This window comes from Marinobacter alexandrii (assembly GCA_039984955.1).
Lineage (GTDB): Bacteria > Bacteroidota > Bacteroidia > Cytophagales > Cyclobacteriaceae > Ekhidna.
In genome coordinates, this window is sequence record JBDWTN010000005.1 from 933,524 (window position 1) to 957,483 (window position 23,960).

At 38.5% G+C, this 23,960-nt stretch carries 27 protein-coding genes and 1 tRNA gene; 21 read left to right on the forward strand and 7 right to left on the reverse strand.

The annotated features are described in order from the left end of the window. Nucleotides 1-63 precede the first annotated feature (63 nt). Complete coding sequence (locus ABJQ32_04570; protein MEP5288899.1) at nt 64-966, forward strand: LysR family transcriptional regulator; 903 nt, start codon at nt 64-66, stop codon at nt 964-966. Here ABJQ32_04570 and yidD read toward each other — a convergent pair. Further along, complete coding sequence (yidD, locus tag ABJQ32_04575; GenBank protein MEP5288900.1) at nt 963-1,181, reverse strand: membrane protein insertion efficiency factor YidD; 219 nt, start codon at nt 1,179-1,181, stop codon at nt 963-965. The genes ABJQ32_04570 and yidD overlap by 4 nt on opposite strands. Nucleotides 1,182-1,280: 99 nt before the next feature. Here yidD and ABJQ32_04580 point away from each other — a divergent pair, with 99 nt between their 5' ends. Continuing rightward, nucleotides 1,281-2,687 carry a POTRA domain-containing protein gene (locus ABJQ32_04580; protein ID MEP5288901.1) on the forward strand — a complete coding sequence of 469 codons (1,407 nt, stop codon included), beginning with the start codon at nt 1,281-1,283 and terminating at the stop codon, nt 2,685-2,687. Here ABJQ32_04580 and ABJQ32_04585 read toward each other — a convergent pair. Next, nucleotides 2,684-3,253, reverse strand: a complete 570-nt coding sequence (locus tag ABJQ32_04585; protein MEP5288902.1) for a toxin-antitoxin system YwqK family antitoxin — start codon at nt 3,251-3,253, stop codon at nt 2,684-2,686. The two genes, ABJQ32_04580 and ABJQ32_04585, sit on opposite strands and share 4 nt — an antisense overlap. Before the next feature lie 106 nt (nt 3,254-3,359). On the opposite strand from ABJQ32_04585, the gene ABJQ32_04590 reads away from it, so the two are divergent. From ABJQ32_04590 to ABJQ32_04600, 3 genes are all read left to right on the forward strand, one after another. Then, the gene (locus ABJQ32_04590) at nt 3,360-4,169 is read left to right on the forward strand and encodes a hypothetical protein (GenBank protein ID MEP5288903.1); all 810 of its coding nucleotides are present in this window, start codon (nt 3,360-3,362) and stop codon (nt 4,167-4,169) included. Continuing rightward, nucleotides 4,166-6,274: a helix-hairpin-helix domain-containing protein gene (locus ABJQ32_04595; GenBank protein MEP5288904.1), complete on the forward strand. Its 2,109-nt coding sequence runs from the start codon at nt 4,166-4,168 to the stop codon at nt 6,272-6,274. The genes ABJQ32_04590 and ABJQ32_04595 overlap by 4 nt, the downstream gene beginning before the upstream one ends. 73 nt (nt 6,275-6,347) lie before the next feature. Continuing rightward, nucleotides 6,348-7,241 (forward strand): mechanosensitive ion channel domain-containing protein, encoded by an 894-nt coding sequence (locus ABJQ32_04600; GenBank protein MEP5288905.1) that lies wholly within the window; start codon nt 6,348-6,350, stop codon nt 7,239-7,241. Here the strand turns inward: ABJQ32_04600 and ABJQ32_04605 are convergent. The 4 genes from ABJQ32_04605 to ABJQ32_04620 form a co-directional block, all read right to left on the reverse strand. Next, nucleotides 7,222-8,151 carry a sterol desaturase family protein gene (locus tag ABJQ32_04605; protein MEP5288906.1) on the reverse strand — a complete coding sequence of 310 codons (930 nt, stop codon included), beginning with the start codon at nt 8,149-8,151 and terminating at the stop codon, nt 7,222-7,224. The two genes, ABJQ32_04600 and ABJQ32_04605, sit on opposite strands and share 20 nt — an antisense overlap. 85 nt (nt 8,152-8,236) lie before the next feature. Continuing rightward, nucleotides 8,237-9,115 carry a DUF3078 domain-containing protein gene (locus ABJQ32_04610; GenBank protein MEP5288907.1) on the reverse strand — a complete coding sequence of 293 codons (879 nt, stop codon included), beginning with the start codon at nt 9,113-9,115 and terminating at the stop codon, nt 8,237-8,239. Between the two features lie 2 nt (nt 9,116-9,117). Further along, nucleotides 9,118-10,806: an AMP-binding protein gene (locus ABJQ32_04615; protein MEP5288908.1), complete on the reverse strand. Its 1,689-nt coding sequence runs from the start codon at nt 10,804-10,806 to the stop codon at nt 9,118-9,120. Nucleotides 10,807-10,946: 140 nt separating this feature from the next. After that, nucleotides 10,947-11,095, reverse strand: a tRNA-OTHER gene (locus tag ABJQ32_04620). A 132-nt stretch (nt 11,096-11,227) separates the two neighbouring features. Here ABJQ32_04620 and ABJQ32_04625 point away from each other — a divergent pair. From ABJQ32_04625 to ABJQ32_04660, 8 genes are all read left to right on the forward strand, one after another. Beyond that, complete coding sequence (locus ABJQ32_04625) at nt 11,228-11,689, forward strand: winged helix-turn-helix transcriptional regulator (GenBank protein ID MEP5288909.1); 462 nt, start codon at nt 11,228-11,230, stop codon at nt 11,687-11,689. A gap of 100 nt (nt 11,690-11,789) precedes the next feature. Further along, the gene (sufB, locus tag ABJQ32_04630; GenBank protein ID MEP5288910.1) at nt 11,790-13,235 is read left to right on the forward strand and encodes a Fe-S cluster assembly protein SufB; all 1,446 of its coding nucleotides are present in this window, start codon (nt 11,790-11,792) and stop codon (nt 13,233-13,235) included. Nucleotides 13,236-13,252: 17 nt separating this feature from the next. Then, nucleotides 13,253-14,008 (forward strand): Fe-S cluster assembly ATPase SufC, encoded by a 756-nt coding sequence (gene sufC, locus ABJQ32_04635; protein ID MEP5288911.1) that lies wholly within the window; start codon nt 13,253-13,255, stop codon nt 14,006-14,008. A gap of 2 nt (nt 14,009-14,010) precedes the next feature. Next, nucleotides 14,011-15,189, forward strand: a complete 1,179-nt coding sequence (sufD, locus tag ABJQ32_04640; protein ID MEP5288912.1) for a Fe-S cluster assembly protein SufD — start codon at nt 14,011-14,013, stop codon at nt 15,187-15,189. Continuing rightward, on the forward strand, nt 15,189-16,424 hold the full coding sequence (locus ABJQ32_04645) for a cysteine desulfurase (GenBank protein MEP5288913.1): 1,236 nt from the start codon (nt 15,189-15,191) through the stop codon (nt 16,422-16,424). The genes sufD and ABJQ32_04645 overlap by 1 nt, the downstream gene beginning before the upstream one ends. Further along, a complete protein-coding gene (locus ABJQ32_04650; GenBank protein ID MEP5288914.1) occupies nt 16,424-16,855 on the forward strand; it encodes a SufE family protein in 432 nt (143 codons plus the stop codon). The genes ABJQ32_04645 and ABJQ32_04650 overlap by 1 nt, the downstream gene beginning before the upstream one ends. After that, a complete protein-coding gene (locus tag ABJQ32_04655) occupies nt 16,852-17,184 on the forward strand; it encodes an iron-sulfur cluster assembly protein (GenBank protein MEP5288915.1) in 333 nt (110 codons plus the stop codon). The genes ABJQ32_04650 and ABJQ32_04655 overlap by 4 nt, the downstream gene beginning before the upstream one ends. A 25-nt stretch (nt 17,185-17,209) precedes the next feature. Continuing rightward, nucleotides 17,210-17,626, forward strand: a complete 417-nt coding sequence (locus tag ABJQ32_04660; protein MEP5288916.1) for a BrxA/BrxB family bacilliredoxin — start codon at nt 17,210-17,212, stop codon at nt 17,624-17,626. Nucleotides 17,627-17,679: 53 nt separating this feature from the next. Here ABJQ32_04660 and ABJQ32_04665 read toward each other — a convergent pair whose 3' ends face one another. Next, on the reverse strand, nt 17,680-18,084 hold the full coding sequence (locus ABJQ32_04665) for a hypothetical protein (protein MEP5288917.1): 405 nt from the start codon (nt 18,082-18,084) through the stop codon (nt 17,680-17,682). A 409-nt stretch (nt 18,085-18,493) separates the two neighbouring features. Here ABJQ32_04665 and ABJQ32_04670 point away from each other — a divergent pair, with 409 nt between their 5' ends. The 8 genes from ABJQ32_04670 to ABJQ32_04705 all read left to right on the forward strand — a co-directional run bounded on the left by ABJQ32_04670 (nt 18,494) and on the right by ABJQ32_04705 (nt 23,587). Further along, nucleotides 18,494-19,033 carry a tyrosine-type recombinase/integrase gene (locus tag ABJQ32_04670; GenBank protein ID MEP5288918.1) on the forward strand — a complete coding sequence of 180 codons (540 nt, stop codon included), beginning with the start codon at nt 18,494-18,496 and terminating at the stop codon, nt 19,031-19,033. Nucleotides 19,034-19,128: 95 nt separating this feature from the next. Further along, the gene (locus ABJQ32_04675; GenBank protein MEP5288919.1) at nt 19,129-19,959 is read left to right on the forward strand and encodes an ABC-three component system protein; all 831 of its coding nucleotides are present in this window, start codon (nt 19,129-19,131) and stop codon (nt 19,957-19,959) included. Continuing rightward, nucleotides 19,956-20,189 carry an ABC-three component system middle component 6 gene (locus ABJQ32_04680; GenBank protein ID MEP5288920.1) on the forward strand — a complete coding sequence of 78 codons (234 nt, stop codon included), beginning with the start codon at nt 19,956-19,958 and terminating at the stop codon, nt 20,187-20,189. The genes ABJQ32_04675 and ABJQ32_04680 overlap by 4 nt, the downstream gene beginning before the upstream one ends. Then, entirely contained in the window at nt 20,180-21,880 is a 1,701-nt protein-coding gene (locus ABJQ32_04685) for a DUF2326 domain-containing protein (GenBank protein ID MEP5288921.1), read from the forward strand. Before ABJQ32_04680 ends, ABJQ32_04685 begins: the two co-directional genes overlap by 10 nt. A 128-nt stretch (nt 21,881-22,008) precedes the next feature. Beyond that, nucleotides 22,009-22,470 carry a hypothetical protein gene (locus ABJQ32_04690; protein ID MEP5288922.1) on the forward strand — a complete coding sequence of 154 codons (462 nt, stop codon included), beginning with the start codon at nt 22,009-22,011 and terminating at the stop codon, nt 22,468-22,470. A gap of 125 nt (nt 22,471-22,595) precedes the next feature. Further along, nucleotides 22,596-22,802 (forward strand): hypothetical protein, encoded by a 207-nt coding sequence (locus ABJQ32_04695; protein ID MEP5288923.1) that lies wholly within the window; start codon nt 22,596-22,598, stop codon nt 22,800-22,802. Nucleotides 22,803-23,105: 303 nt separating this feature from the next. Next, entirely contained in the window at nt 23,106-23,294 is a 189-nt protein-coding gene (locus tag ABJQ32_04700) for a hypothetical protein (GenBank protein MEP5288924.1), read from the forward strand. Then, the gene (locus tag ABJQ32_04705; protein ID MEP5288925.1) at nt 23,282-23,587 is read left to right on the forward strand and encodes a type II toxin-antitoxin system RelE/ParE family toxin; all 306 of its coding nucleotides are present in this window, start codon (nt 23,282-23,284) and stop codon (nt 23,585-23,587) included. The genes ABJQ32_04700 and ABJQ32_04705 overlap by 13 nt, the downstream gene beginning before the upstream one ends. Nucleotides 23,588-23,960 lie beyond the last annotated feature (373 nt).

The following is a 23,960-nucleotide window of genomic DNA, read 5'->3' on the forward strand; positions in this document are numbered from 1 at the left end:
CGACACACTATTAATTGGATGAATTGATTTTATAATAACAATGAATTTTACTAATATAGCAAAATGGAAATCAGGCATCTAAAACTCATTCGGGAAGTAGCAGAAACAAAAAGTCTTACCAAGGCGAAGGATTCCTTGTTTTTATCTCAATCTGCGCTCAGTCATCAATTGAAAGAGATAGAAAACCAACTGGGTACTCAGCTTTTTCATCGCGTCAACAAGCAACTGATTTTAACCAATGCAGGAAAGATGGTTTTGGAATCTGCTGAACGTATTCTGGAGGATCTTGAGCGTACAGAGCTATCCATCAAGAAGTATGTGTCAGGCAGTACTGGTACGCTCCGATTGGCCACACAATGTTATACGTGCTACCATTGGCTTCCTTCATTGATGACAGACTTCAAGAAAGAATTTCCTAATGTCGAGATAGAAATATTTCACAATAATGCAGCGGATGTCGAAGATCAAATTCTCGACGGCAATATCGATTTAGCAATTATTTATGACTCATCAGATCGCGCAAACATCAGTTATCACGATCTCTTTAGAGACGAGATGTATGCATTGGTCCCTCTCGATCATCCTTGGACAAAGAAACCATACGTTGTAGCAGAAGACTTTGAAGATCAAAACGTAATTATCCATTCTTATCCACTTGAATCAGTTACCCTTTTTTCACAAGTGCTTGCACCAGCTGGAATAAAACCAAAAAAAATAATGCAAGTGCAAGTAACAGAAGCAGTTCTTGAAATGGTGAGAGCCGGAATGGGTATCAATGTAATGGCCAAATGGATCATAGAGCCATACCTCAAAGATGAAAGTTTAGCTTTAGTACCAGTAACCAAAAGAGGAATACATAGAACATGGCAAGCGATTACAATGGAGGATGAGCATTCACCACAGTACCTTCAGAACTTTGTTCAACACCTTCGTTGTAATATCAGTGGGCTTTGTTCTGTGAACTAATCCACCGGATCATACCCACTCCCTCCCCATGGGTGACACTTACTGATTCGTTTGATCCCCATCAAGAACCCTTTCCATCCGTACTTCTGAATAGCTTCCTTCGCGTATTGTGAGCAAGTAGGTGTAAATCTGCATGACTGTGGAAGCAATGGGGAGATAGAGTATTGATACACCAGAATTGGGAAAACGAGGATTTTCTTCAGTATGCGATTCACAAGACAAAAGTACCAAGCAAATTTGCAAGCTGACTAAAAAATCAACAGTTTGCGCGTTAACCGCTATGAATAGTGGGTTCACATTTTGATTGATTGGTATTGAAAAAAGCTCTCTTCATTTTCATTTTTCTTAGTTTCTGTCAGTTTACTTACTGTCAGCAAGACTCTAGCGAACTCTTTACCATAAATCAAATAATCATTGAAGGCAATTTCAAAACAAAGCCTCAAATGATAACACGAGAACTCAGTTTTGAGGAAGGCCAAATTTATCAACGCTATCAACTTGACAGCATGTTTATATGGGACAAGAATCGCATATATAATACCAATCTCTTCAACGAAGTATCAATTGATTTAGTAAACACTACAAATGGATCAACTGATGTAAAGATCACAGTTGAAGAACGATGGTACTTCTATCCTTTCCCCATCTTTCGGTTAGTGGATCGTAATTTCAACGACTGGTGGGTAAACAGAGATCGCGATTTAAGTAGGGTTAATTATGGAATTAAACTCACACAATTTAATTTTCGAGGAAGAGGTGAAATGCTAAGACTGTGGTTACAAACAGGATTTGAAACTGCGCTAAATGTCCAGTATCGCATTCCATATATTGATAAAAAGCAACGCAATGGATTGCTTATAAGTAGCAGTTTTTTCGAAACAAAAAACGTACCCGTGATCACCAGAGAAAACATACGACGTTTCACATCCTCAGAGACAGACGTTCTTCGAAGAGCATACAGAACATCCGTCCGTCACTCCTATAGAAGTTCATTCTATTCATTTCATTTAACTACCCTTGGGCATATCAGATTAGATGTAGCCGATACAGTCGCACGTATTAATGAAAACTATCTGGGAGATGGAAGAACCCAACAACAGCATTTATGGCTTGGTTACAGGTTTGTTTGGGACAAACGAAACAATCGAAACTATCCAACTAGTGGAGAATGGTATCGAGTAGGATTGTTTAAACATGGTCTCGGCATTTATAATGATGGAGTAAATTTCTGGAGAGCGCGACTGGGCTTGACTAAATACTGGACATTTAAAGACAACTTTTTTCTGGTTACCAATCTGTCTGGGCTGAGTACTTTTCCTGCAAAGGACCGAAGCTATTTTAACTATTACTCCATTGGGTTTTTAACGGAGGTACTTCGCGGGTATGACCTGCGAATCATTGAAGCGAGTTCGTATGTATTACAACGCAATGAATTTAAACATCAGCTTTTCGGGAGAAAATATAACATTAGCAAAGTGATGCCGCTCAGGCAGTTCCGGACTTTTCCAATTACTGTTTATGGAAAAATCTATTTTGACCAGGGCTATGCTGTTGGCTATCCAGATTATGACGGGAGCGACCTACTTACTGACCAGTATTTATATAGCTATGGAACTGGACTTGACCTAGTATTGGTGAATGATATTACTTTCAGATTCGAGCTATCACGGACTGCCCAAAATGAAACATTCTTCTTTATCAATATTCTTTCCTTGTTCTAATCAAAGTTTTTCCATTCCCTCTTTTTTCCTTTTTTGAAAAAATACCACTGCCCAGCTTTCTTTCCGTCTTTCCAATTTCCCTCGTATAACTGACTTCCACTTTCATCAAAATACGTCCAAAAACCAATCTCTTTTCCTGCCATCAGCTTACCTTCCTGATTCAGCTGACCAGTTTCATGGTAGAATCTCCAATGTCCGTTTGGAATCCCCACTTCATAGATTCCTTTGCGTTTTAATATCCCGTTTTCATAATAAAACAGCCACTCTCCAGTGTAAAGTCCATCTTCGTATTTTCCATGCTTTTCAATTTGTCCTGACGGATAGAAATAGGTAGCGGTATCTTCTGGAAGCCCGTCTTTATAAAATTCTGAAGCGATTAACTTTCCATCAAATGAATAATACTCCTGAATTCCGTCCAATTCATCACTCTTATATGTGAGTCTTGCATTCAACTCTCCTTCAGGGTAAAAGAATTCCCAGATTCCAGATTTAGCCTTCTCTTCAGCTAACCCAATAGCTTTTATGCTACCATCAGAATAGTAAAGAGTATCTTTTTCTTGAGCCATTGAGACCCATATACTAAGGGTAGCTGTTATTACGATATGCAAAATCTTGATCACGAGTTAATTTACAATTATTGACATAAAGCTGCCAAATGCATACTTTGCAGACATGAAGCGTGTTCACTGCATTCTCGTCTTTTTTGTTTCCTTTTTTATTCAAGCTCAGGATGGTTCATTCAACCTTGGAGGGCGAAGTGCAGGTATGGCAGGAGCTTCTCTCACACTTCAAGATGAATTCAGCCTATTTAACAATATTGGGGGAATTGGTGGCATTGATGCCCATACAGCTTTTGCAGCATACCAAAATAGATACGGTGTGTCAGAGTTTCAAGTCATTGGAGCAGGTGCTCTGTATCATTCAGAAATTGGAAATGCCGGAGTTGGCTTCTACAAATTTGGTGATGATATTTTTAGTCAACAGCGAATTCACCTTGCCATTGGCAATAAAATACAGATGGTTAGCCTCGGACTTGGGTTGGACTTATTGCAATACAATATTTCAACGATTGGCACCAATCAGGCACTAGCCATACAATTTGGTGGGATTGCTGAGATAACTCCCAAAATGAGTTTCGGTGCTCATATTTTCAACCTCAACCAAGCTGAGATTAGTTCTGAGACGGGAGAAAAGATTCCAACAATAATGAAAGGTGGTTTTTCGTACCGCCCTTCCTCGGAACTGATGTTAAATATAGAAGTAGAAAAGGATTTAGATTTTGATGAAATCATAAAAGCAGGACTCGAATACCAAATAATCGAAAATGTATTTGTCAGAACAGGGATCAGCACAAATCCATCATTAGGAGCATTTGGAGTAGGGTTTCATCCTAAAAACTTCAAATTAGATTACGCATTTTCCAATGATTCTAATCTAGGAAATATACATGAAGTTTCATTAGCCTACTCATTCAAAAAATGAAGCAATGGTTTTCCATAGTATTGCTCTCAGCCTGCTTTCTGGTATCAGCACAGAATGAAGAAATTGATCTTGAAGTGTTTGCCGAGCGGTTATTTCAAATTCAAGATGAAGATGTTTCCTACGAGGATATTTATGAGTCGTTACTCCTTTATTACAGCAATAAGCTCAATGTAAATACAGTCGAGCCAGAAGAACTTGCATCATTATATATTCTCAATCCTGCTCAATTATCTAATTTTTTTACGTACCGAGATAGGTTCGGAAACCTGTTATCCATCCATGAACTGCAAGCTGTACCAGAGATGAATCTGGAAACCATCAGGCTCCTTCTTCCATTCATCACTGTTAAAGAATCATCTGCAGATACTCGACCAATCCTTCAAAGGATACTTACAGAAGACAATAACTATTTTCTTCTTAGGTATACTCGGCGACTAGAGGAGCAGCTAGGTTATACGCCGGCATTACCTCTGGACACAACATTTATTCGTGGTGAAAACAATGCTATCATCGATACAGTAACTTCCGAGCCAACCAGATACAAGGGGTCTCCCAATAAAATCTATGGACGATTCAGAACTAGTCATCGAGGTGATTTCAGTCTTGGATTCACTTTCGAAAAAGACAATGGTGAGCAGTTTAGTTTCGATAATGGGCAAAACGGGTTTGATTTTTATTCGTACCACTTACTTCTAGAAAATAAGTTTGGGTTCGATAAGATCATGTTGGGTGATTTTCAATTACAAGTTGGTCAAGGGCTAGTTTTTGGAGCGGGTTTCAATGCCGGAAAAGGCGCAGAAACCGTGAACACAGCCAAAAGAAACACGCTCGGCATACGACCATATACATCTGTCTTAGAATTTGGATTTTTTAGAGGAGCAGGAATAACCAAGAGTTTTGGGGATTTTGAATTTTCAGTATTTTACTCAAAACTGAAACAAGATGGAAACGTTCAATCCGACACCACTTTTTCAGATTTTGATGAATTTGTTAATTCCATTCAAAACACTGGATTTCATCGAACTTCCCGAGAGCTGGCAACCAAAAATCAGGTTGAAGAGGAGTCAATTGGGGTTTTTATACAGTATCGTCCACATAGAAGATTCTCTTTTGGCCTTTCTGGTCTCAACAGTCACTATAGTCGTCCACTACAACGCAAGCCAAATAATTACAATCAGTTTGAATTCAAGGGAGATCATAATTACATCACTTCCGCCTACCTAAATTATACATGGCAAAATTTCTCCTTTTTTAGCGAAACTGCCAGATCAAAAAGCGGAGGAATTGGAGCTGTTGGAGGGTTAGTGGCCAGTCTATCCAGAACGATTGATATCGCAATGGTCTTACGAAATTACGATCGTGACTTCCACTCGTTTTACGGAAATTCTTTTTCGGAAAATTCGAGAAACATCAATGAAAAAGGTACCTACTGGGGCTTATCTATCACCCCTAATAGACGTCACAAAGTCAATATTTATTACGATCGGTTTGAATTCCCTTGGTTAAGATTTCGTACGGAAGCTCCATCAGTAGGTCAGGAGTGGCTAGCTAGGTACTCTCATTTTCCTTCCAGACAAGTTACACTGTATGCCCAAATTCGCCAGCAAAAGAGGCAAGTCACCTTACCGAGCGATAACTTAAACATCCTTGCAGATCAGATCAAACGAAATTATATTTTCAATGTAGATTATGAACTTAGGCCATGGCTGAAATTAAAAACCAAAGTCCAAAGCAGCACACAAAACGAAGGAGGAGAATTCACGAAAGGCTTTGCCATTATACAGGATGTAAATTTCAAAGTATGGAAACTGAAATTCAATACCCGGATGGCATTGTTTGAAACAGATGATTTCGATAATGCTCAATATGTCTACGAAAGTGACGTCCTCTATGCATTTTCCATTCCGGCATACAATGGTTCAGGAATCAGGACTTATGCGATGGTTCGATACGATCCTATGAGGAACATCTCGATATGGATAAGATATGCCCAAACAACTTTTCCCGGTGCTGCAGGAATAACCAACATTATTGGCTCGTCTTTGGATTCTTCAATTGGGGATACGGCCTCAGAAATAAAAGCGATGCTACGGGTTAAATTCTGAAAAGTCTGTAAATTCCATTTTTCAAACTTCTAAAGTAGGTTTACTGTCTAACCAATCAAACAAAATAGATTCATTGAAAGAACTCTGGGAAAATATTGTTTCGTTTCTTACCCAACTAGGTGAGCTTTTCACTACCAACCTTTTCAATTTAGGAAAGAGTGAAATCAGTCTGGGAACCATCATCTACTTCCTCCTTAGTTTCATAATCCTAACATTCGTTGCAAAAAGATTTAGAAACCTCCTGGTAAATAAAATATTGGTTAAAGCCAATATGGAAAAAGGTGCCAGAAACTCCATTGGACTGATAACCCGTGTGATGGTTATGTTTATTGGCGCAATTTTCATCATTCAAAGCGCAGGGATAGACATGAGTTCTTTGAGTCTATTAGCTGGTGCTCTTGGTGTCGGTATTGGCTTTGGATTACAAAATATAACTGACAATTTCATATCTGGAATTATTATCTTATTTGAAAAACCAATTAAAGTAGGAGATAGAATTGTGGTTGGAGATATTGAAGGAGATGTGATCAATATCTCAGTTCGAGCGACAACCATTCTCACAAATGAAAATGTTTCTATCATCGTTCCTAACTCCGAATTTATTTCATCCCGTGTTATAAATTGGAGTCACAATGATCGCAATATACGCTTTGACATTCCTGTAGGGGTTAGCTACAAAGAAGACCCTGAAGATGTGAAAGAAGTACTCATGAAGGTAGCTGAGGAAAATGATCATGTATTAAAATTTCCTGAGCCCCATGTATTTTTCGACGAGTTTGGGGATAGCTCTCTAAACTTTACACTTGCAATCTGGACTTCAACCCATACAGATAAACCGAGGAGATTGAAGACTGAATTGTATTTCTCCATTTTTGAGAAGTTCAAAGAAAAGGGAATAGAAATTCCATTCCCTCAACGTGATATCTATATAAAATCTAACGTAGAACCTACGCCGCAGCAGAAGTAGAAGCTTCTTCGCCTTTCGCTACTTCTCCTCTTTGTATCTGTTTCACAGTAAGTGAACTATTATCAGGACTCCATCCTGGAGGGCCAAAGATGTACATCATAGCCTCTTTAAAGCTTTTTGCCTTTCTCACATCATGAATGATGTCTTCGAAAATATGTGTATTTAACTTAATAGGATTGTATGTATTTGGTGGGCTAAGTATTCCATACTTTGGCTCAACCCCTTTGATAGTATTTTGCCACGTTCCAAAAATATGATCCCAAATCAGCAAAATACCTCCATGATTTTTATCCAGGTATTCAACATTACTAGAATGATGCACCGCATGCACATGCGGGTTATTAAATATTTTTCCTAAAAAACCTAAAGAACCTACGTGCTTCGTGTGTAAAAAATATTGGTATGTAGCATTTACAATCAATGCTGAACCGATCATGATAGGCTCAAAACCAATACATGCCATCCATAGCCAAAATATTGGTTTATAGAATGTGATAAACCATCCATTACGTATACTCACTGCAAAGTTGTAATTCTTCGAAGAATGATGAGGAACATGAGCAGCCCATAAAACTCGTACTGTGTGGCTTAATCTGTGATGCCAGTAAAAATTAAAATCATCTGCCACTATAGCTAAAATCCAAGCCCACCAGGCCCATCCAATAGTCGTGTAACCAAGGTATTGTTCCCTTATCGGTTCGAAAAATTCGAAAATGCCTTGAAATATAACCGCTACTGTAAAAGCTTTAGAGAAAAAGGAGATGAAAGCCGCTCCAAGTGCAATGCCAAACCCGGCAAGTGAATCTTTCAATTCGTAATCCTTTTTGGCTAAAACATATTCCACTACCATAAAAAGTAGTAGTATCGGAAATATATAGATCATATTATCTCCTACATTAAACTCAGGCATAATTCTATTCTTAACTTATTTGGTTTTTGAAATGACAAGAATACGTCAAAATGAATTTTGACGTATGTTTAACTAGATTAATTCTTTATTGTTTTTTCTGCTTTCCGAATTGATAGGTAAGGCCTACACCAAGTACACTCTTAAATTGCACTCTTGCTTTCGTTTCTCCGTCATCTCCAGCAATTAAAATATCCTCATCATAGATCAACTGAGTAAATACATTAGTTGACAATACTTTGGTTAACTGAAGAACCAATGCATTTTGCCAGTTCACATCAATCTCCCCTACATTCTCTGTATATCCGGTAAATAGTTCGAGCTTACTTTCAAAAATATCGTTCTTGTATTTAGCTCTAAAGAAGGAACCGAACTCTGCTCGTGAGTTCTTGCCAGGGTCTACACCATATGCACCTTGATCGGCTAATTCTTGATTATTTACGAAAGTGAATTTTCCTGTAAGGGGCTTATAAGAAAAACTTAATTTTTCACTTGGGTCGTATGAAATACCAAGTCCGACCGTCAGGTACCCTGGTGCCATAAAATCCGAAATGAAAGTACCCTCTTCATCAAGTCCTTCATAAAATTGAGTCCTGAAATCCATTATTGTACTATAGAACCATTTCCCATTATCTTTATTTATCTTATAACTATACTTAGTCACAATGTTTATTAGGTCATCAGATTTAGTAAAGCTTGCTTCTCCCTGTTTTACCAAGCCATAGGCGAGATCCATGGAGTTTTCCCATTTCCCTCTTCCTTTTACGCGGTTAGCGAAAATGCCAAAGTTTGAATTTATGGATACAGAATTTTGTCCCCCGGCAGCCCAATTGGTTAGGGAAACTTGCGAGAAAGTAAGTGCTCCTACCCCACCTATTCGCCAATAAGTAGTATCAGCATTGTTCGTATTTTGAGCTAATAAAAATGTTGAAAAAAGGGTGATTAGAATCGAAAGTTTAAGTCTCATTGTCAATCGTAAGTGTTAGTTTTTAAATCGTTTTCTTTAAGAATTCTCCTTAGAATTTTGCCCACATTAGACTTGGGTAGTTCATCAATAAATGATACATATTTAGGGCGTTTATATCCTGTTAGGTGCTCTTTGCAATGCTCAATAACTTCTTCTTCGGTAAGGCTGGCATCTGCTTTTACAATATAAACCTTAACTGCCTCAGTAGACTTTTTATCGGGAACGCCAATAACACCAACCTCCAGCACTTTGTCATGCAGTGCAATACAATCTTCAATCTCGTTAGGATAGACATTAAATCCGGAAACCAGAATCATTTCCTTTTTCCTATCCACTATTTTAAAAAATCCCTTCTCATCTAGTACAGCAATGTCGCCTGTCTTAAACCAATCCTTATGAAAGCAGTTTTTTGTTTCTTCGGGTCTATTCCAATACCCTTGAAAGACCTGAGGTCCTCTAGCACAAAGTTCGCCACGCTCCCCTGTCTTCACCTCATTACCATCATCATCAATGATAATCACCTCCGTACTAGGAATCGGCATACCTATATAACCTGTTTCTGCATCTCTCCTCAGAGGATTAGCTGTAAGTACTGGTGATGTCTCTGTAAGGCCATAGCCCTCGGACACTGGAGTACCCGTTACATCAAACCACTTATCTGCCACAAATTTTTGAAGAGCCATTCCTCCCGCAAAAGAAAATTTGACTTTGGAAAAATCAAGATTTTTAAAGCTTGGTTGATTCAACAGTCCATTGAACAACGTATTAACTCCTGTGAGTATGGTCCATTTATGCCTTCCCAGATCTTTAAGGAATGCTTTCATATCCCTCGGGTTTGTAACCAAAACATTTCTGGCTCCAATCCGAACAGTCATCAAAGCATTACAGGTTAGTGCAAAAATATGATACATTGGAAGTGCCGTGATAAAAATCTCCTTTCTCTCCACGAGCCCCCCATGTAGCATCCATTCACAAACTTGTTCAATATTGGCAATCACATTCCTATGCGTAAGCATGGCTCCTTTAGACACTCCAGTGGTACCCCCAGTGTACTGAAGAAAAGCTAGTTTAGAGCCTTCAATATCCACTTTGGAAACGGGCTTTTCAGCCCCTGCTTTCAATACATCTTTAAAAGATATGGCAGCTGGAAGGCTAAAAGGAGGAACCATTTTCTTTATATTCTTGACAACAAAGTTGACTATGCTCCCTTTTAGTCCACCAATCATGTCTCCTATCTTGGTTAAGATAACAGTCTCAATTTGTGTCTCTTTGATAATCTCTTCCAGATTACACGCAAAGTTTTCGACGATCACAATTGCTTTTACTCCTGAATCATTGAATTGATGAAGCATCTCACTAGGTGTATAAAGTGGATTCGTATTCACCACTACCATTCCCGCCTTTAAAGCACCATACAGTGCCACTGGGTATTGAAGTAAGTTAGGCATCTGGATTGCGATACGATCTCCCTGCTTCAGGTTCGTATGATTTTGCAGATAAGAAGCAAATTGATCTATAGATTGACCTAGTTCAGAAAAGGTAATCTCCTTCCCCATATTTTCAAAAGCTACCAAATCTTGATATTCACTGATCTTCTCGTTCACCATTTCCGGTATTGATTGGTAACTATCAGGGTTTATCTCAGTGCGTACGCCTTCTGGGTAGCTATCGTGCCAAGGTTGTTTATCCATGTTTAGTGGCTCAGTTATTTTTCTTAAATAGCTGATAAAGATAAGGTAAGCGAATTACTGGAAAAGGATTAAAAATGAAAAAAGGTCTTGGCACCCCTACCAAGACCTAAATAAACAACATTAACCCAAAATTTATCGAGCTGTAGAGGGAGGATTCGAACCTCCACGGAGCAGTTAGTCCCGAACGTTCTCTCTCGATTCTACAAATCGCGAGAGAACAAACCGGGATTTATCCCTTATCTCCACCCCCGAGAGAGGAGGGCATGTCTGCCAGTTTCACCACTCTACAGTATGATTATGAGATCAAATTTAGTAGAATAGTCATTTTATTAAAAATAATTCAATATTTTCGTTAAATATTTACACCTAAATAAATTTCAAACGTTTTAAATTGAAAAATTCGTAATTCAACCCTTTCGATATGAGTAAAAATTATGATATTGATAACGTCGATTTGAAAATCCTCAACATTCTATCAGAAGATGCTAAAATGCCTTACACTGAAGTCGCTAAAAAAGTATTCGTATCTGGCGGTACTGTGCATGTGAGAATGAAAAAACTAGAGGAAATGGGGATCGTTAAAGGTACAACCCTAAAAATCGACTATGGAAAGCTAGGGTATGACATCACATGCTTTTTAGGGATTTACCTGGAGAAAAGTTCACTTTATGATAGAGTGGTGAGTGAGTTAAAAGAGATCTCGGAAATTGCAACTATTAGGTACACTACTGGTAACTATAACATCTTCTGCAAGATTTATTGTAAAGACACGCAACATCTAAAGGATGTTCTTCATGATAAAATTCAAAAAGTAGATGGAATAGAAAGCACCGAAACCTTTATTTCATTGGAGGAAAGTGTGAATAAACACCTCACTTTTTAAAAAATTAAGCTTGCTATGAACCTTCTTTCAAGATCCTTGTTCTTATTTAGAATTGCTATAAATAAGATATACCTTTGCATTCTTGAAACGAAGGAAATAGATGAGTACTGACGATCAAATTTTAGAAGAATTTACCTCCAAAGAATACGAACACGGGTGGTCCGTAGATTTTGAAGCTGATGAAGCCCCTTTAGGAATCAATGAAGATATTGTTCGTTTCATTTCTGCAAAGAAAGAAGAACCTCAATGGCTTCTGGACTGGAGACTAAAGGCATTTGATCAGTGGAAGAAAATGACTGAGCCTAAATGGGCAAACATTAACTATCCCGGAGTTGACTATCAAGCCATCAGGTATTATTCCGCTCCTAAACAAGATAAAAAACCCAAAAGCCTTGAAGAGGTAGATCCAGAACTTCTAAAGACTTTCGAACGTCTCGGTATTTCACTCACTGAGCAAAAAAGGCTTACGGGTGTCGCTGTAGATGCCGTAATTGACTCAGTGTCAGTAGCTACTACTTTTAAGGATAAACTATCAGAACTCGGCGTAATATTCTGTTCATTCAGTGAAGCAGTACACGAACACCCGGAATTGATAAAAAAATATTTGGGTTCTGTTGTCCCAGCCAACGATAATTATTTTGCTGCTTTAAATTCTGCCGTATTCTCTGACGGTTCCTTCTGTTACATACCCAAAGGCGTAAGGTGTCCAATGGAGCTTTCAACCTATTTCCGCATCAATGCGGCAAATACAGGACAATTTGAAAGAACACTTATTGTAGCAGACGATGAAAGTTATGTAAGCTACCTAGAAGGATGTACTGCCCCACAAAGGGATGAAAACCAACTGCATGCTGCTGTTGTAGAAATCTATGCAGCCAAAAATGCCGAAGTAAAATATTCAACGGTACAGAACTGGTACCCAGGAGACAAAAACGGAAAAGGCGGTATTTACAATTTCGTAACCAAAAGAGGGATTTGTGCAGGTGATCATGCTAAGATCTCATGGACACAGGTAGAGACTGGATCTGCAATCACCTGGAAATATCCATCTTGTATCTTAAAAGGAGATAATTCGGTAGGTGAATTCTATTCAGTAGCTGTAACCAATAATTATCAACAAGCCGATACGGGTACCAAAATGGTTCATATTGGTAAGAATACTAGGTCCAGAATAGTTTCTAAAGGAATATCTGCTGGTAAATCTCAGAATAGCTATCGTGGGCAAGTAGAAATAATGAAGCGCGCTGAGAATGCAAGAAACTTCTCACAATGCGATTCATTGTTGATGGGTGATCAGTGTGGTGCTCATACATTCCCATACATAGACCTTAAGAATAAAACAGCACAGGTAGAGCATGAAGCTACCACCTCCAAGATTGGAGAAGATCAAATCTTCTATTGCCAACAACGAGGGATCGACGAAGAAACTGCTGTAGCACTCATTGTAAATGGGTTTGCGAAAGAAGTAATGAACAAACTCCCAATGGAGTTTGCTGTGGAAGCTCAAAAATTGTTGGCGCTCACCCTGGAAGGAAGCGTCGGATAAGTCAACTCAACATACGTATGATAAGTATCAAAAACTTACAAGCCTCTATTGAGGACAAGGAAATACTCAAAGGCATTGATCTGGAAGTAAAAGCAGGCGAAGTACATGCTATCATGGGACCAAATGGTTCAGGTAAAAGTACATTAGCATCTGTTCTGGCAGGAAGAGAAGACTATGATGTTACTGGAGGATCAGTGACTTTCGAAGGAAATGACCTACTAGAATTGAGCCCAGAAGAAAGAGCTCAAAAAGGAATATTCCTGGCCTTTCAATACCCTGTTGAAATACCAGGAGTGTCCACAACAAACTTTTTGAAAACTGCTCTCAATCAAGTGAGAGAAGCTAGAGGAGAAAAAGCACTTGACGCAGTTCATTTCCTTAAGCGCATGAAGGAAAAAATGAAGCTAGTCGATATCGACCAAGCCCTGCTGAGCAGATCATTGAACGAAGGATTCTCCGGTGGTGAAAAGAAAAGGAATGAAATTTTTCAAATGGCTATGTTAGAGCCTAAGCTTTCGATCCTTGATGAGACAGACTCAGGACTGGATATCGATGCATTGAAGATTGTTGCAGATGGAGTAAACAAATTAAAGACAGAAAACACCGCTTCAATAGTGGTAACACACTATCAAAGACTTCTCGATTACATCGTCCCTGATTATGTACATGTCCTTTACAAAGGAAGAATAGTGAAATCCGGAGATAAGAGCTTAGCATTAGAGTTAGAAGAAAAAGGATACGATTGGATTAAGGAAGAAGTAGCTGCAGTATGATTATGGAAACTTCTACAATATTAGATAGTCTTACTACTTCCTTTCAAGGCAATCAAGTTCAAGAAGATGCCCTAAAGATGTTGAATGAAATAGGGCTTCCGCACAAGAAGTCTGAAGCCTATAAATTCACACCTGTCACTTCTTTGCTTGAAAAGAACATTGATTTCAGCTTAGAAGGGAAAAGCATATTTGATTCCGAGAAGCTTTACAAGGAAGATGGAAGTCACCTTGTTTTTATCAACGGTGAACTATCGATTGAGCAGTCTACTATTTCAAATGATGTAACCTATGAGGTCGCGGAAGTTTCTAAAGGAAAGCATGACCCTTTAAGTTTATTGAATACGGCTTATGCAAAGCAGGAAGTAAGAATCTTGTCAAATCAAGAAGCTTCTGTATTCATTTATCATTTTAACTCTAATGGGATTTCCAATCCACGCATTAAAGTCAATGTACAGGATGGTCATACATTCAGAGTCATCGAAAAATTGATCACTCCTACAGACTCAAAAACCTTCACCAATTCCTATATTGAATTTGAGGTTGGAAAAAATGCTTTTGGATATCACACAAAAGTTCAAAACTACAATACCGAAACATTTAGTCACGAGACGGTAATAGCCAACGTGTCTAGAGATTCGCACTTCTACAACAACACATTTTCCTTTGAAGGAGCCATGGTTAGAAATAACCTGACAATCAATCTAGACGCTGAAAACTGTGAAGGTCATATGTATGGCTTATTTCTGCTCGATAAAAAATCTCATGTAGACAACAACACATCTGTTGACCACATGAAACCCAACTCGTATAGCAATGAGCTTTACAAAGGAATTCTGGATGAAAAATCAACGGGAGTTTTTAATGGGAAAATTTATGTGCGACAAGATGCACAGAAAACAAACGCATTTCAGTCCAACAACAACATTTTACTTTCTGAAGACGCGACGCTTCATACCAAGCCTCAATTAGAAATTTGGGCAGATGATGTGAAATGCTCGCATGGATGTACTTCTGGTCAATTGGATGAGGATGCTATTTTCTATTTAAGAGCTAGAGGAATTAATGAAAAAAGCGCGAAAGCGATGATTCTCAATGCTTTTGCACGAGAGACTATGGAGCATGTAAAAGTGGAGTCTGTTATTTCGGAAGTTCAACAATTGATCGATAAAAAATTAAGCTAATGAGTACGGCTACAGCATCGCTTGATATCGAAAAGATCAGAAGTCAATTCCCTGTTCTTGACCAAGAGGTGAATGGAAAACCTTTGATCTATTTTGACAATGCGGCTACTTCCCAAACAGCAAAAGCAGTAGTTGATTCATTGATCCAATTTTACGAAAAAGATCACGCAAATATTCATCGAGGTATTCACACCTTAGCTGAACGTTCTACAAAAGCATTTGAAGAGACGCGTGAGCGAGTTCAGCAGTTTATAAATGCTGCAGAAGCTGATGAAATCATCTTCACAAAAGGAACGACCGAAAGCATCAATTTAGTTGCCCAATCATGGGGCTCTAAATTCCTGAAAAAAGGTGATGAGATACTGGTATCACAACTGGAGCATCATTCCAATATTGTCCCTTGGCAACTAGCTGCTGAAAAAGTAGGTGCCGTGATCAAAGTCATTCCAATCAACGAAAAAGGAGAAATCTTAGTTGATGCTTACAAAAAACTACTGAATAAGAGAACTGCTCTTGTGGCAGTGAATTTTGTTTCTAATTCCCTGGGGACAATTAATCCCGTAAAAGAAATCATTGATGCAGCTCAACAGTTTGACGCTATTACGTTGATTGATGCAGCTCAAGCGGCACCTCATGTAAAGCTCGATGTTCAAGAACTGGATTGCGATTTTCTCGCCTTGTCTAGTCATAAGATGTACGGGCCGACTGGCGTTGGTGTTCTTTATGGGAAAAGGGATATGTTAGAAGCCATCCCTCCGTATCAAGGAGGTGGTGAAATGATTAAAGACGTTTCATTTGATGGCACCACATTTAATGACATCCCTTACAAGTTTGAAGCAGGCACACCAAATATTGGAGAAGTAATCGCCTTCAAATACGCCATGGACTTCATCGATGGACTAGGGCATGAAAACATAGCCGAATATGAACATGAGCTATTGACTTACGCTACTGAGAAACTGGAAGAAATTCCTGGCTTCAATGCGATAGGGACGGCAGACAACAAAGCGAGTGTTATTTCATTTTTATTGGATGATGTCCACCCGTATGATCTTGGTCAACTCTTAGACGCCAGAGGCATTGCTGTCCGAACAGGGCATCATTGTACTCAGCCACTGATGGATTACCTACAGATTGATGGAACTGTAAGGGCTTCATTTGCGGTTTACAATACCAAAGAAGAAATAGACATCTTTTGTGAGGCAGTGGAAAACATTGTGAAGAAATTTAGCTGATGGATCAGATCAAGCAACGTCAGGAAGAGATTATTGAGGAGTTCTCCATGCTAGATGGGGATATGGAAATGACGCTGGATTACATCATGGAACTTGGCGCTGAATTAGGAGAATTTCCAGAGGAATATAGACTTGATGACAACATCGTCAAAGGCTGCCAATCCAAAGTGTGGATGACGGCTCAACTGGATAATGAGAGAGTTCAATTCAGAGCTGACTCCAATACAGCCATCACAAAAGGTCTGGTAAGCTTGTTAGTTAGGGTACTGAGTCAATCACCTCCAACAGATGTGATGAATGCAGAGATTTACTTTCCCAAGCAAATAGGCATGGATAGATTCATAGGCACACAAAGGTCTAATGGGTTTGCCGCAATGATCAAGCAAATGAAAATGTATGCGTTAGCGCTTACTGCAAAGCAAGAATCATGAGTGAAACGAAAACAAATAACGATATTCTCGCACTGAAGGAAGAGGTGGTACGTGCCATCAAAAATGTATTTGACCCTGAGATCCCCGTTGATGTCTATGAATTGGGACTTATCTATGAGATCAATATTCTACCTATTAATAATGTAGAGATTATCATGACATTGACGTCTCCCTCCTGCCCTGCTGCTGAGAGTATCCCCAGCGAAATAGAAATGAACGTGAAGGCTGTAGAGAGTGTTAACGATGTGAATATAGAATTGACCTTTGATCCACCTTATGCTACAGAGATGATGTCTGAGGAAGCTAAGTTGGAACTTGGTTTTATGTAATAAATAAAAATTAAACAATACGAATATGTACCCTGCGGAATTAGTAGCTCCGATGAAAGCTCAACTTACTCAAAATGGATTCGAAGATTTAACTTCTGCTGATGCAGTTGTGAATCATCTGACAGATCATAAAGGAACATCACTTTTAGTGATCAACTCAGTATGTGGATGTGCCGCTGGTACATGCCGACCTGGCGTTTTACGCTCTCTTGAAAAGTCAGAGAAGAAGCCGGATAATCTGACAACCGTATTTGCGGGTTTTGATCTAGACGCAACGCGAAAGGCGCGTGAATTCACGCTTCCTTTTCCTCCATCATCACCGGCTATCGCTTTATTCAAAGATGGCGAGCTAGCACATATGGTGGAAAGACACCACATTGAAGGAAGATCTGCTGAGATGATCGCAGATCACCTGGAGCAGGTATACGAAGAGTTCTGCTAGATCGCGAAGCAACAATTATTTAAATCCCCTATTCATAAATTATGGATAGGGGATTATTTTTTCCAGATCTCAAATCCAAGCTCATCCATATAACTTTGCCGCTGTACGATGAGTGCCTTGGGCACACCCTTTTCTTTAATGGGAGCTATGCCATAATCATAGACCAGGTAGTAAAGTGCGGTATCTGTCTTGAAAAGGCTATTGAAAAATTGATAGTTATAGCCCATTTCATCAAGCACTTCTTTTCTCACCGTAGCTTTCCCTATAGGACAAAGCGTCTTAAGTATTCTTCGGTTTTTCCGGAGGATGACATTGATTTCTTTGATGTAGCGTTCATCTTCAGATTTGTGTTGGTTGTTGTAGGAATTCCTACAATAGGCGTCACAAAACTTCTTATCCATACGTCCGGCCAGCCCTTTACCACAATTAAGGCATGCATTGGAGGAGAAATTATCCATTTTATTAAATACTTATGTCAATAATAAAAGGGTTATTTACTGCGATGAAAAATTCTCCTTGTACCACACGTACAGCTTCAGAATATCAACTAGCTGTTCGGCTAATGAACGAAAAGCTTGTTTCGATGAGATATAGTCCTTCAACACAACGAACTTACGCTTCCATGTTCAGGGGTTTTCTCTCCTGCACTTATCCCCTACCGCTTCATCAGGTATCTAGGCAGCACATCATTCAATACCATACTCAATTAATACACCTCAAAAACATCTCAAAAACATCTCAAGATCTTATCAGAATCAGAGTATCAATGCTATAAAGTTTTACTTAGAGCATGTACTGGGTCAAGACCCGCAGTATTTTTCTCTGGATAGACCTAAAAAGCAACAAAAACTACCTCATGTACTCAGCATGGAGGAAGTAGGTCTTATTCTGCAAAACACACCCAACCTAAAACATAAAGCATTACTTACAGTCTTGTATTCGGCAGGTTTGCGTGTGGGTGAATTACTTAGCTTAAAAATTACAGACATTGACGCTGACCACATGCGGATATGGGTGAGAGAAGGCAAAGGATGTAAAGATAGGCTGACGACTTTGTCTCCTCACCTACTGAAACTACTACGTCTGTATTATCAGCGATATCGACCTGAAAATTATTTATTTGAGGGATCTGCGGGCCATCAATATTCCTCCACGAGTGTCCGGAAAGTTTTGAATCGAGCCTCTCTAAAAGCCGGAATTAAGAAAAAGGTAAAACCTCATACATTGAGGCATAGTTTTGCAACACATCTTCTGGAGCAAGGCACGAATCTTAGGTATATTCAAAGCTTGCTTGGTCATGGCAGCTCAAAAACCACAGAGATCTATACCCATGTGAGCAGCAGAAATTTGGAAGATATCAAGAGCCCATTGGACAGTATGGTTTCGAAAAGTATATTTGAAAGGTAGATAAACAACATAATGTTGTTTACATTAATGTTATGCTCAATTGCAAGACCGAACTAATATCATGAGTTGCGACAAATTTTTTTGATCTTTGAGGGATGGCAAAAAACAGTGCACGAAATTATTCTCAACTTACAATCAAACGCCTTTATGGTTTGTCAAGGAATAATTGTGCATTCCCTAGTTGTCCAGTCGAACTACTAAGTTCGGAAGACGAAACCAATTTTTCGAATATTTGTCATATTGAGGATGCAAACCCAAGCTTGCATAAATCAGATCGCTACAATCCAAATATGACAGATGATGAAAGAAGAGATTTTAAGAACTTACTCCTTCTTTGCCCTAATCACCATATCGAGACAAATGACATAGAGAAATATACCGTGAAAGTACTTCGGGACATGAAGAGGAATCACGAGTCTCAAACAAAACAAAAATTATCTGGGAAAGATTTAATTGGTAAACACCCATCTGCTTTAAATACGGTTATCGGCCACATTGGGACTGATTTTTTTGGTGATAATTTGCCAGATGAACCTATAACGGCTCCTAATCCAGAATTGAAGATTCAGTTTAATCATGTAATCCAATACAGGCCAATAATTGAAGAATACAGTGCCTATCAGGGGAGACTTAGTAAGATTTACGATGAAATCGAAAGAATCGGGTCAACTAAAAAAGAACTCGTCTTAAGAAATATTAAAAAATTGTATCTCAAAGAAAAAGGCAAGTACAACTCATTTGATGAGATTAAAGAAAATGCTGATTCAATATTTTCCAATGTTGAGAGTGAACTTTGGGAACTAATAGATAAAAGTGATAATACCAACAATGATTTACCAATCGAAGCAATTGAGATTAGCCTTCTTGTAATTATGGTTGATGCATTTATGCGATGTAATATTTTAGAAGAACCACCTAAAGCATGATTTTAGATAGAAATATTCATCCAGAAAGAGATTTATATTTCCTTGGTGGTCAACTCATTGATTACCTTGATAAATATGAGAAGGAAGAGATTGATTTTTTTGATCTTTATATTGTTGCAAACAAGGATCAAAGTTTAACCATGAATTTATACACTCTGGTATTAGACTGGTTGTTCATTTTGGGTATTATTAAAAAAGGCAAAAACGGGATGCTCCAAAAATGTTTCTAGAAAATCTGAAAATAGAAAAGAGGAGTGAAATCATCAGAGATATAACCTTTCGTAAGGGTATAAACTTTATTGTTGACGAAACACCTGAAAATCAAAATCAACAGTCAACCGGAAATAACGTTGGAAAAACAACTGTTTTAAGACTAGTCGACTATTGCTTTGGTGCAGACGGTAAAAACATATATCAAGACACTGAATTTAAGAAGCAACCCAATACAACTGTCGAGAATTTCCTTAAAGACAATGAAGTCATTATTTCCATCACCCTGGTTGATGACATTAGCAACCCAACTAAAAAAGTCTTGATAAGAAGGAATTTTCTACCTAGAAAAAGGAAGATACAAGAAGTTGATGGTCAAAATATTATTAATGACAAGGACTTTGAACACAGATTGAAGGAAGTCATCTTTAACACTCAGGTAAGGGAACCTAGGTTTAGACAAATTATTTCAAAAAACATTCGGGATGAGAAGAATAAAATGGGCAACATTGTCCGGGTCCTCAATTCCTTTGCTTCTAACGAAGTGTATGAGGCGTTGTTTTTGTTTTGGCTCGGAATAGGTACTGATGAACTAGCTGAAAAACAGAGATTGTCTGATGAGAAAAAAAGAGAAGAACAATTTCAAAGAAGGCTTAAAAAAGAAGGTGAATTATCTTTAATCGTTCAACAACTCTCCTTTCTTAATGATAAAATTGAAGAATTAGAAAAGGAGAAAAGAACTTTCAGTATTAATGAAAATTATAGTACAGATGTTGATGATTTAAATAACGTAAAGTTAAGTTTAAACAAGGCATCAAGCGAGTTGAGTAGACTTGAGATGAGGAAAAGCTTAATCACTGAAAGCAAGGAGGAGTTGGAAAAAGAAGTCACCAAATTGGACGTTTCTCATGTTGCTTCTTTATACAATAAAGCCAAATCTCTTATTCCAGAAATACAAGCTTCATTTGAAGAGACAGTTCGCTTTCATAATGAATTGATTGTAGAAAAGCTCGAATACATTACTAAAGAGCTGCCTGAATTAGAACAGTCAATTAAGAAATTGAGAAATGAGATTCTCAACCTTCGAACTAAGGAAGATGACCTTTCTGAAAAATTACAAAAATCTGGTGTTACAGAAGATTTAGAGCGAATAGTCATAGATCTCAACAAGCAGTTTGAAAGGAAAGGAAATCTTGATGAGCAAAAACGACTGTGGGAGTCTTCCAACGAGAAATTATCGAGAATTGATACAGAACTCATTTCCATAAATCAAGGGATTTCCTCTAAGGATGAATTAATTCAAAGTAGAATACGAGACTTCAATAAGTATTTTTCCGAAATGTCAAATCGCCTTTATGGTGAGTATTATCTTTTAAGTTCTCAGATTAATGATAAGGGATATAACCTTATTGTGACGAACGTTGAAGGAAATCCAAGCACAGGTAAAAAGAAAGGACAAATTGCCGCATTTGATTTTGCGTATATTCAGTTTGCAGATGCTTTAGAAATAGAACATCTACATTTCATTATGCATGATCAACTTGAAAACATTCATGACAACCAGATCAATACGATAGTTCAAGTAGCAAATAGTTTAAACGCGCAGTTCATCGTGCCACTATTAAGAGATAAAATTCCTGAAAATATAGACGTGAATCAATATGAGATTCTTTCACTGTCTCAAACTCAGAAGCTCTTCAAAATAGACTAAAAGAGCATAACAGGCGCTAAAAATCCATAGGCTAATGAGCTACTTGCAGCGAGCATTTGAATCAAATAGTTTTAAAGCAATTAATGAATGGTCAGTCTACGGATTTTAGCTGATCGTTACCTATCATTATGCGAGCACTGCTAACTATTCTCATAACTCTCTATTGGCTTAACGCTGTATCTCAGGAAGTTGTAACCGACTGGGAAGAGCTTGCAGATCAGACAACCCTTAACGAGTACATTGAAAATCAAGCCTACTCTCATTTGAATTTCACACCAACAGAGGAAGACACAACAAACAATTCTGGTGTACAGATTTCTCATAGCTCAACAGATACAAAACTGATTATTCGAGATAAAGCAAGTATCACTCCCTCTGATACACCTTTGATAGTAATTAACGGATATCCAATTGAACGTCAGAAAATCCTAAATGAAATCATATTGACCGATATTCAGAAAATCTCTCTACTCAAGTCAACTGAACAATCAGAGGCTATCTATGGTATTCGTGGAAAGCATGGTGTTGTTCTTATTGAAATGAATAAGCGTAAGTGGAAGAAACTCTCCAAAAGAGAGCAAAACAATTGACCAAACTTCGTGAGTACTGATATAGACTTTATAGCTGAACTTTATTTTAGGACACCTGAACAAGGAGGTCGATCAACGCAAGCATCTTCCGGATACCGGCCAACCATAAAGTTCCATTTGATAACATGCTAACTTCTGGCAAACAGATTTATGTTGGGCGAAACAACGTTGAACCTGGTGAAACAGTTAGAGCAAAAATTAAAATCGTAGCAGTTGAACACTTCAGAAACAGACTAACTGTAGGAACAAAGTTCGAATTTACTGAAGGAGCGACCATCATTGGAACTGGAAAAATCTTAGAACTGGTTAACCCAGAACTAAAGAAACGATAGGTAACAGGCACTAGCGAGAATATGCCTGTGTGCTTTCTATCAGTTTCAGTGCAAATCGACCGCTTCACAGCCCATTCTGCTACTTTCATTTCCCCTTGCTCCTTTCATCTTTCTGGACTGAGACTTTCGGAACGCAGTTCTCCATAGAAGCCGTTGTAGGTGTTGGGCAGTTTCGCTAGTTTAGTGTTCTTTACAACTAGTGGGCATACTCTCGCTAGTTAGACGTTACCTTCCAGCAGTGCTATTAGCAAAATTTATCCGATCCAGAACGGAATGAGATCGACATTTGTTAACTTAGTTGACATGGAAACGAAGCTCAAAGAACATCTAAAACAGATCGCCAATAGTTTGACTCCAAAATCAACACTTGAAGATGTTTATGAACAACTTTCACTATTGACAGATATTGAAATATCGGAACGACAAGAGAAAAACGGTGAAATCTTATCACAATCAGAAGTTGAGTCTCAATCCAAAGAATGGCTAAGGTAATTTGGACGAAGAGAGCCTATGGACAGCTCGAACGTTCAATCAAATTCATAAAGGAGGAACAAGGAGTTTCATATGCCGAAACAGTTCTGAATAGAATTTTGAATTCAACAAGCCTACTGAAAGAAACTCCCAAAATGGAAAGAATTGAGCCTTTGTTGGAACACAAGAAATCGGAATATCGCTTCTTAGTGATATGGAGCTACAAGGTTATCTACAGAGTAACCGAGGACAAGGTTGTGATATCCAGAGTCTTCCATACCTCCAGAAATCCAAACAAACTCAAAGGTGTTTAAAAGCCGGCAGGTAACAGTCGCTAAAGTGCATATGTCAAAGTGCTCCTAGCAACTAATCCTTCTACCGAACCGCAAAGCTTCGTCTTTAGATAGTTCCCCTTCCTTAACATTTTCCTCCGCTCTGGCCTTTACTTTCAGAACGCAGTTTTTCATAGATGCTGTTGCTGGGGTTGGTCAGTTTCGCTAGTTTAGTGCTCTTTGCAACTTGTGGGCATACCGCCTGCTAGTTGAGCGATATCTATGGTAAAATCAAGTCATTTGCACTTTATTTTGTCCTATTCGATCTTCATAGGGTGTTCCTCGCTTCACTACTGCCACTATTCTGTGAAGTAGTTTATTTCTAATCGCATTTAGTATCGTCATCTTACCCTTC

Bases quoted from the DNA above. Each gene is read 5' to 3' on its own strand.
- ABJQ32_04570 (MEP5288899.1), top strand. From the start codon at position 64: ATGGAAATCAGGCATCTAAAACTCATTCGGGAAGTAGCAGAAACAAAA.
- ABJQ32_04585 (MEP5288902.1), bottom strand. From the start codon at position 3,253: ATGGCTCAAGAAAAAGATACTCTTTACTATTCTGATGGTAGCATAAAA.
- ABJQ32_04590 (MEP5288903.1), top strand. From the start codon at position 3,360: ATGAAGCGTGTTCACTGCATTCTCGTCTTTTTTGTTTCCTTTTTTATT.
- ABJQ32_04595 (MEP5288904.1), top strand. From the start codon at position 4,166: ATGAAGCAATGGTTTTCCATAGTATTGCTCTCAGCCTGCTTTCTGGTA.
- ABJQ32_04605 (MEP5288906.1), bottom strand. From the start codon at position 8,151: ATGCCTGAGTTTAATGTAGGAGATAATATGATCTATATATTTCCGATA.
- ABJQ32_04610 (MEP5288907.1), bottom strand. From the start codon at position 9,115: ATGAGACTTAAACTTTCGATTCTAATCACCCTTTTTTCAACATTTTTA.
- ABJQ32_04615 (MEP5288908.1), bottom strand. From the start codon at position 10,806: ATGGATAAACAACCTTGGCACGATAGCTACCCAGAAGGCGTACGCACT.
- ABJQ32_04625 (MEP5288909.1), top strand. From the start codon at position 11,228: ATGAGTAAAAATTATGATATTGATAACGTCGATTTGAAAATCCTCAAC.
- sufB (MEP5288910.1), top strand. From the start codon at position 11,790: ATGAGTACTGACGATCAAATTTTAGAAGAATTTACCTCCAAAGAATAC.
- sufC (MEP5288911.1), top strand. From the start codon at position 13,253: ATGATAAGTATCAAAAACTTACAAGCCTCTATTGAGGACAAGGAAATA.
- sufD (MEP5288912.1), top strand. From the start codon at position 14,011: ATGGAAACTTCTACAATATTAGATAGTCTTACTACTTCCTTTCAAGGC.
- ABJQ32_04645 (MEP5288913.1), top strand. From the start codon at position 15,189: ATGAGTACGGCTACAGCATCGCTTGATATCGAAAAGATCAGAAGTCAA.
- ABJQ32_04650 (MEP5288914.1), top strand. From the start codon at position 16,424: ATGGATCAGATCAAGCAACGTCAGGAAGAGATTATTGAGGAGTTCTCC.
- ABJQ32_04655 (MEP5288915.1), top strand. From the start codon at position 16,852: ATGAGTGAAACGAAAACAAATAACGATATTCTCGCACTGAAGGAAGAG.
- ABJQ32_04660 (MEP5288916.1), top strand. From the start codon at position 17,210: ATGTACCCTGCGGAATTAGTAGCTCCGATGAAAGCTCAACTTACTCAA.
- ABJQ32_04665 (MEP5288917.1), bottom strand. From the start codon at position 18,084: ATGGATAATTTCTCCTCCAATGCATGCCTTAATTGTGGTAAAGGGCTG.
- ABJQ32_04670 (MEP5288918.1), top strand. From the start codon at position 18,494: ATGGAGGAAGTAGGTCTTATTCTGCAAAACACACCCAACCTAAAACAT.
- ABJQ32_04675 (MEP5288919.1), top strand. From the start codon at position 19,129: ATGGCAAAAAACAGTGCACGAAATTATTCTCAACTTACAATCAAACGC.
- ABJQ32_04680 (MEP5288920.1), top strand. From the start codon at position 19,956: ATGATTTTAGATAGAAATATTCATCCAGAAAGAGATTTATATTTCCTT.
- ABJQ32_04685 (MEP5288921.1), top strand. From the start codon at position 20,180: ATGTTTCTAGAAAATCTGAAAATAGAAAAGAGGAGTGAAATCATCAGA.
- ABJQ32_04690 (MEP5288922.1), top strand. From the start codon at position 22,009: ATGCGAGCACTGCTAACTATTCTCATAACTCTCTATTGGCTTAACGCT.
- ABJQ32_04695 (MEP5288923.1), top strand. From the start codon at position 22,596: ATGCTAACTTCTGGCAAACAGATTTATGTTGGGCGAAACAACGTTGAA.
- ABJQ32_04700 (MEP5288924.1), top strand. From the start codon at position 23,106: ATGGAAACGAAGCTCAAAGAACATCTAAAACAGATCGCCAATAGTTTG.
- ABJQ32_04705 (MEP5288925.1), top strand. From the start codon at position 23,282: ATGGCTAAGGTAATTTGGACGAAGAGAGCCTATGGACAGCTCGAACGT.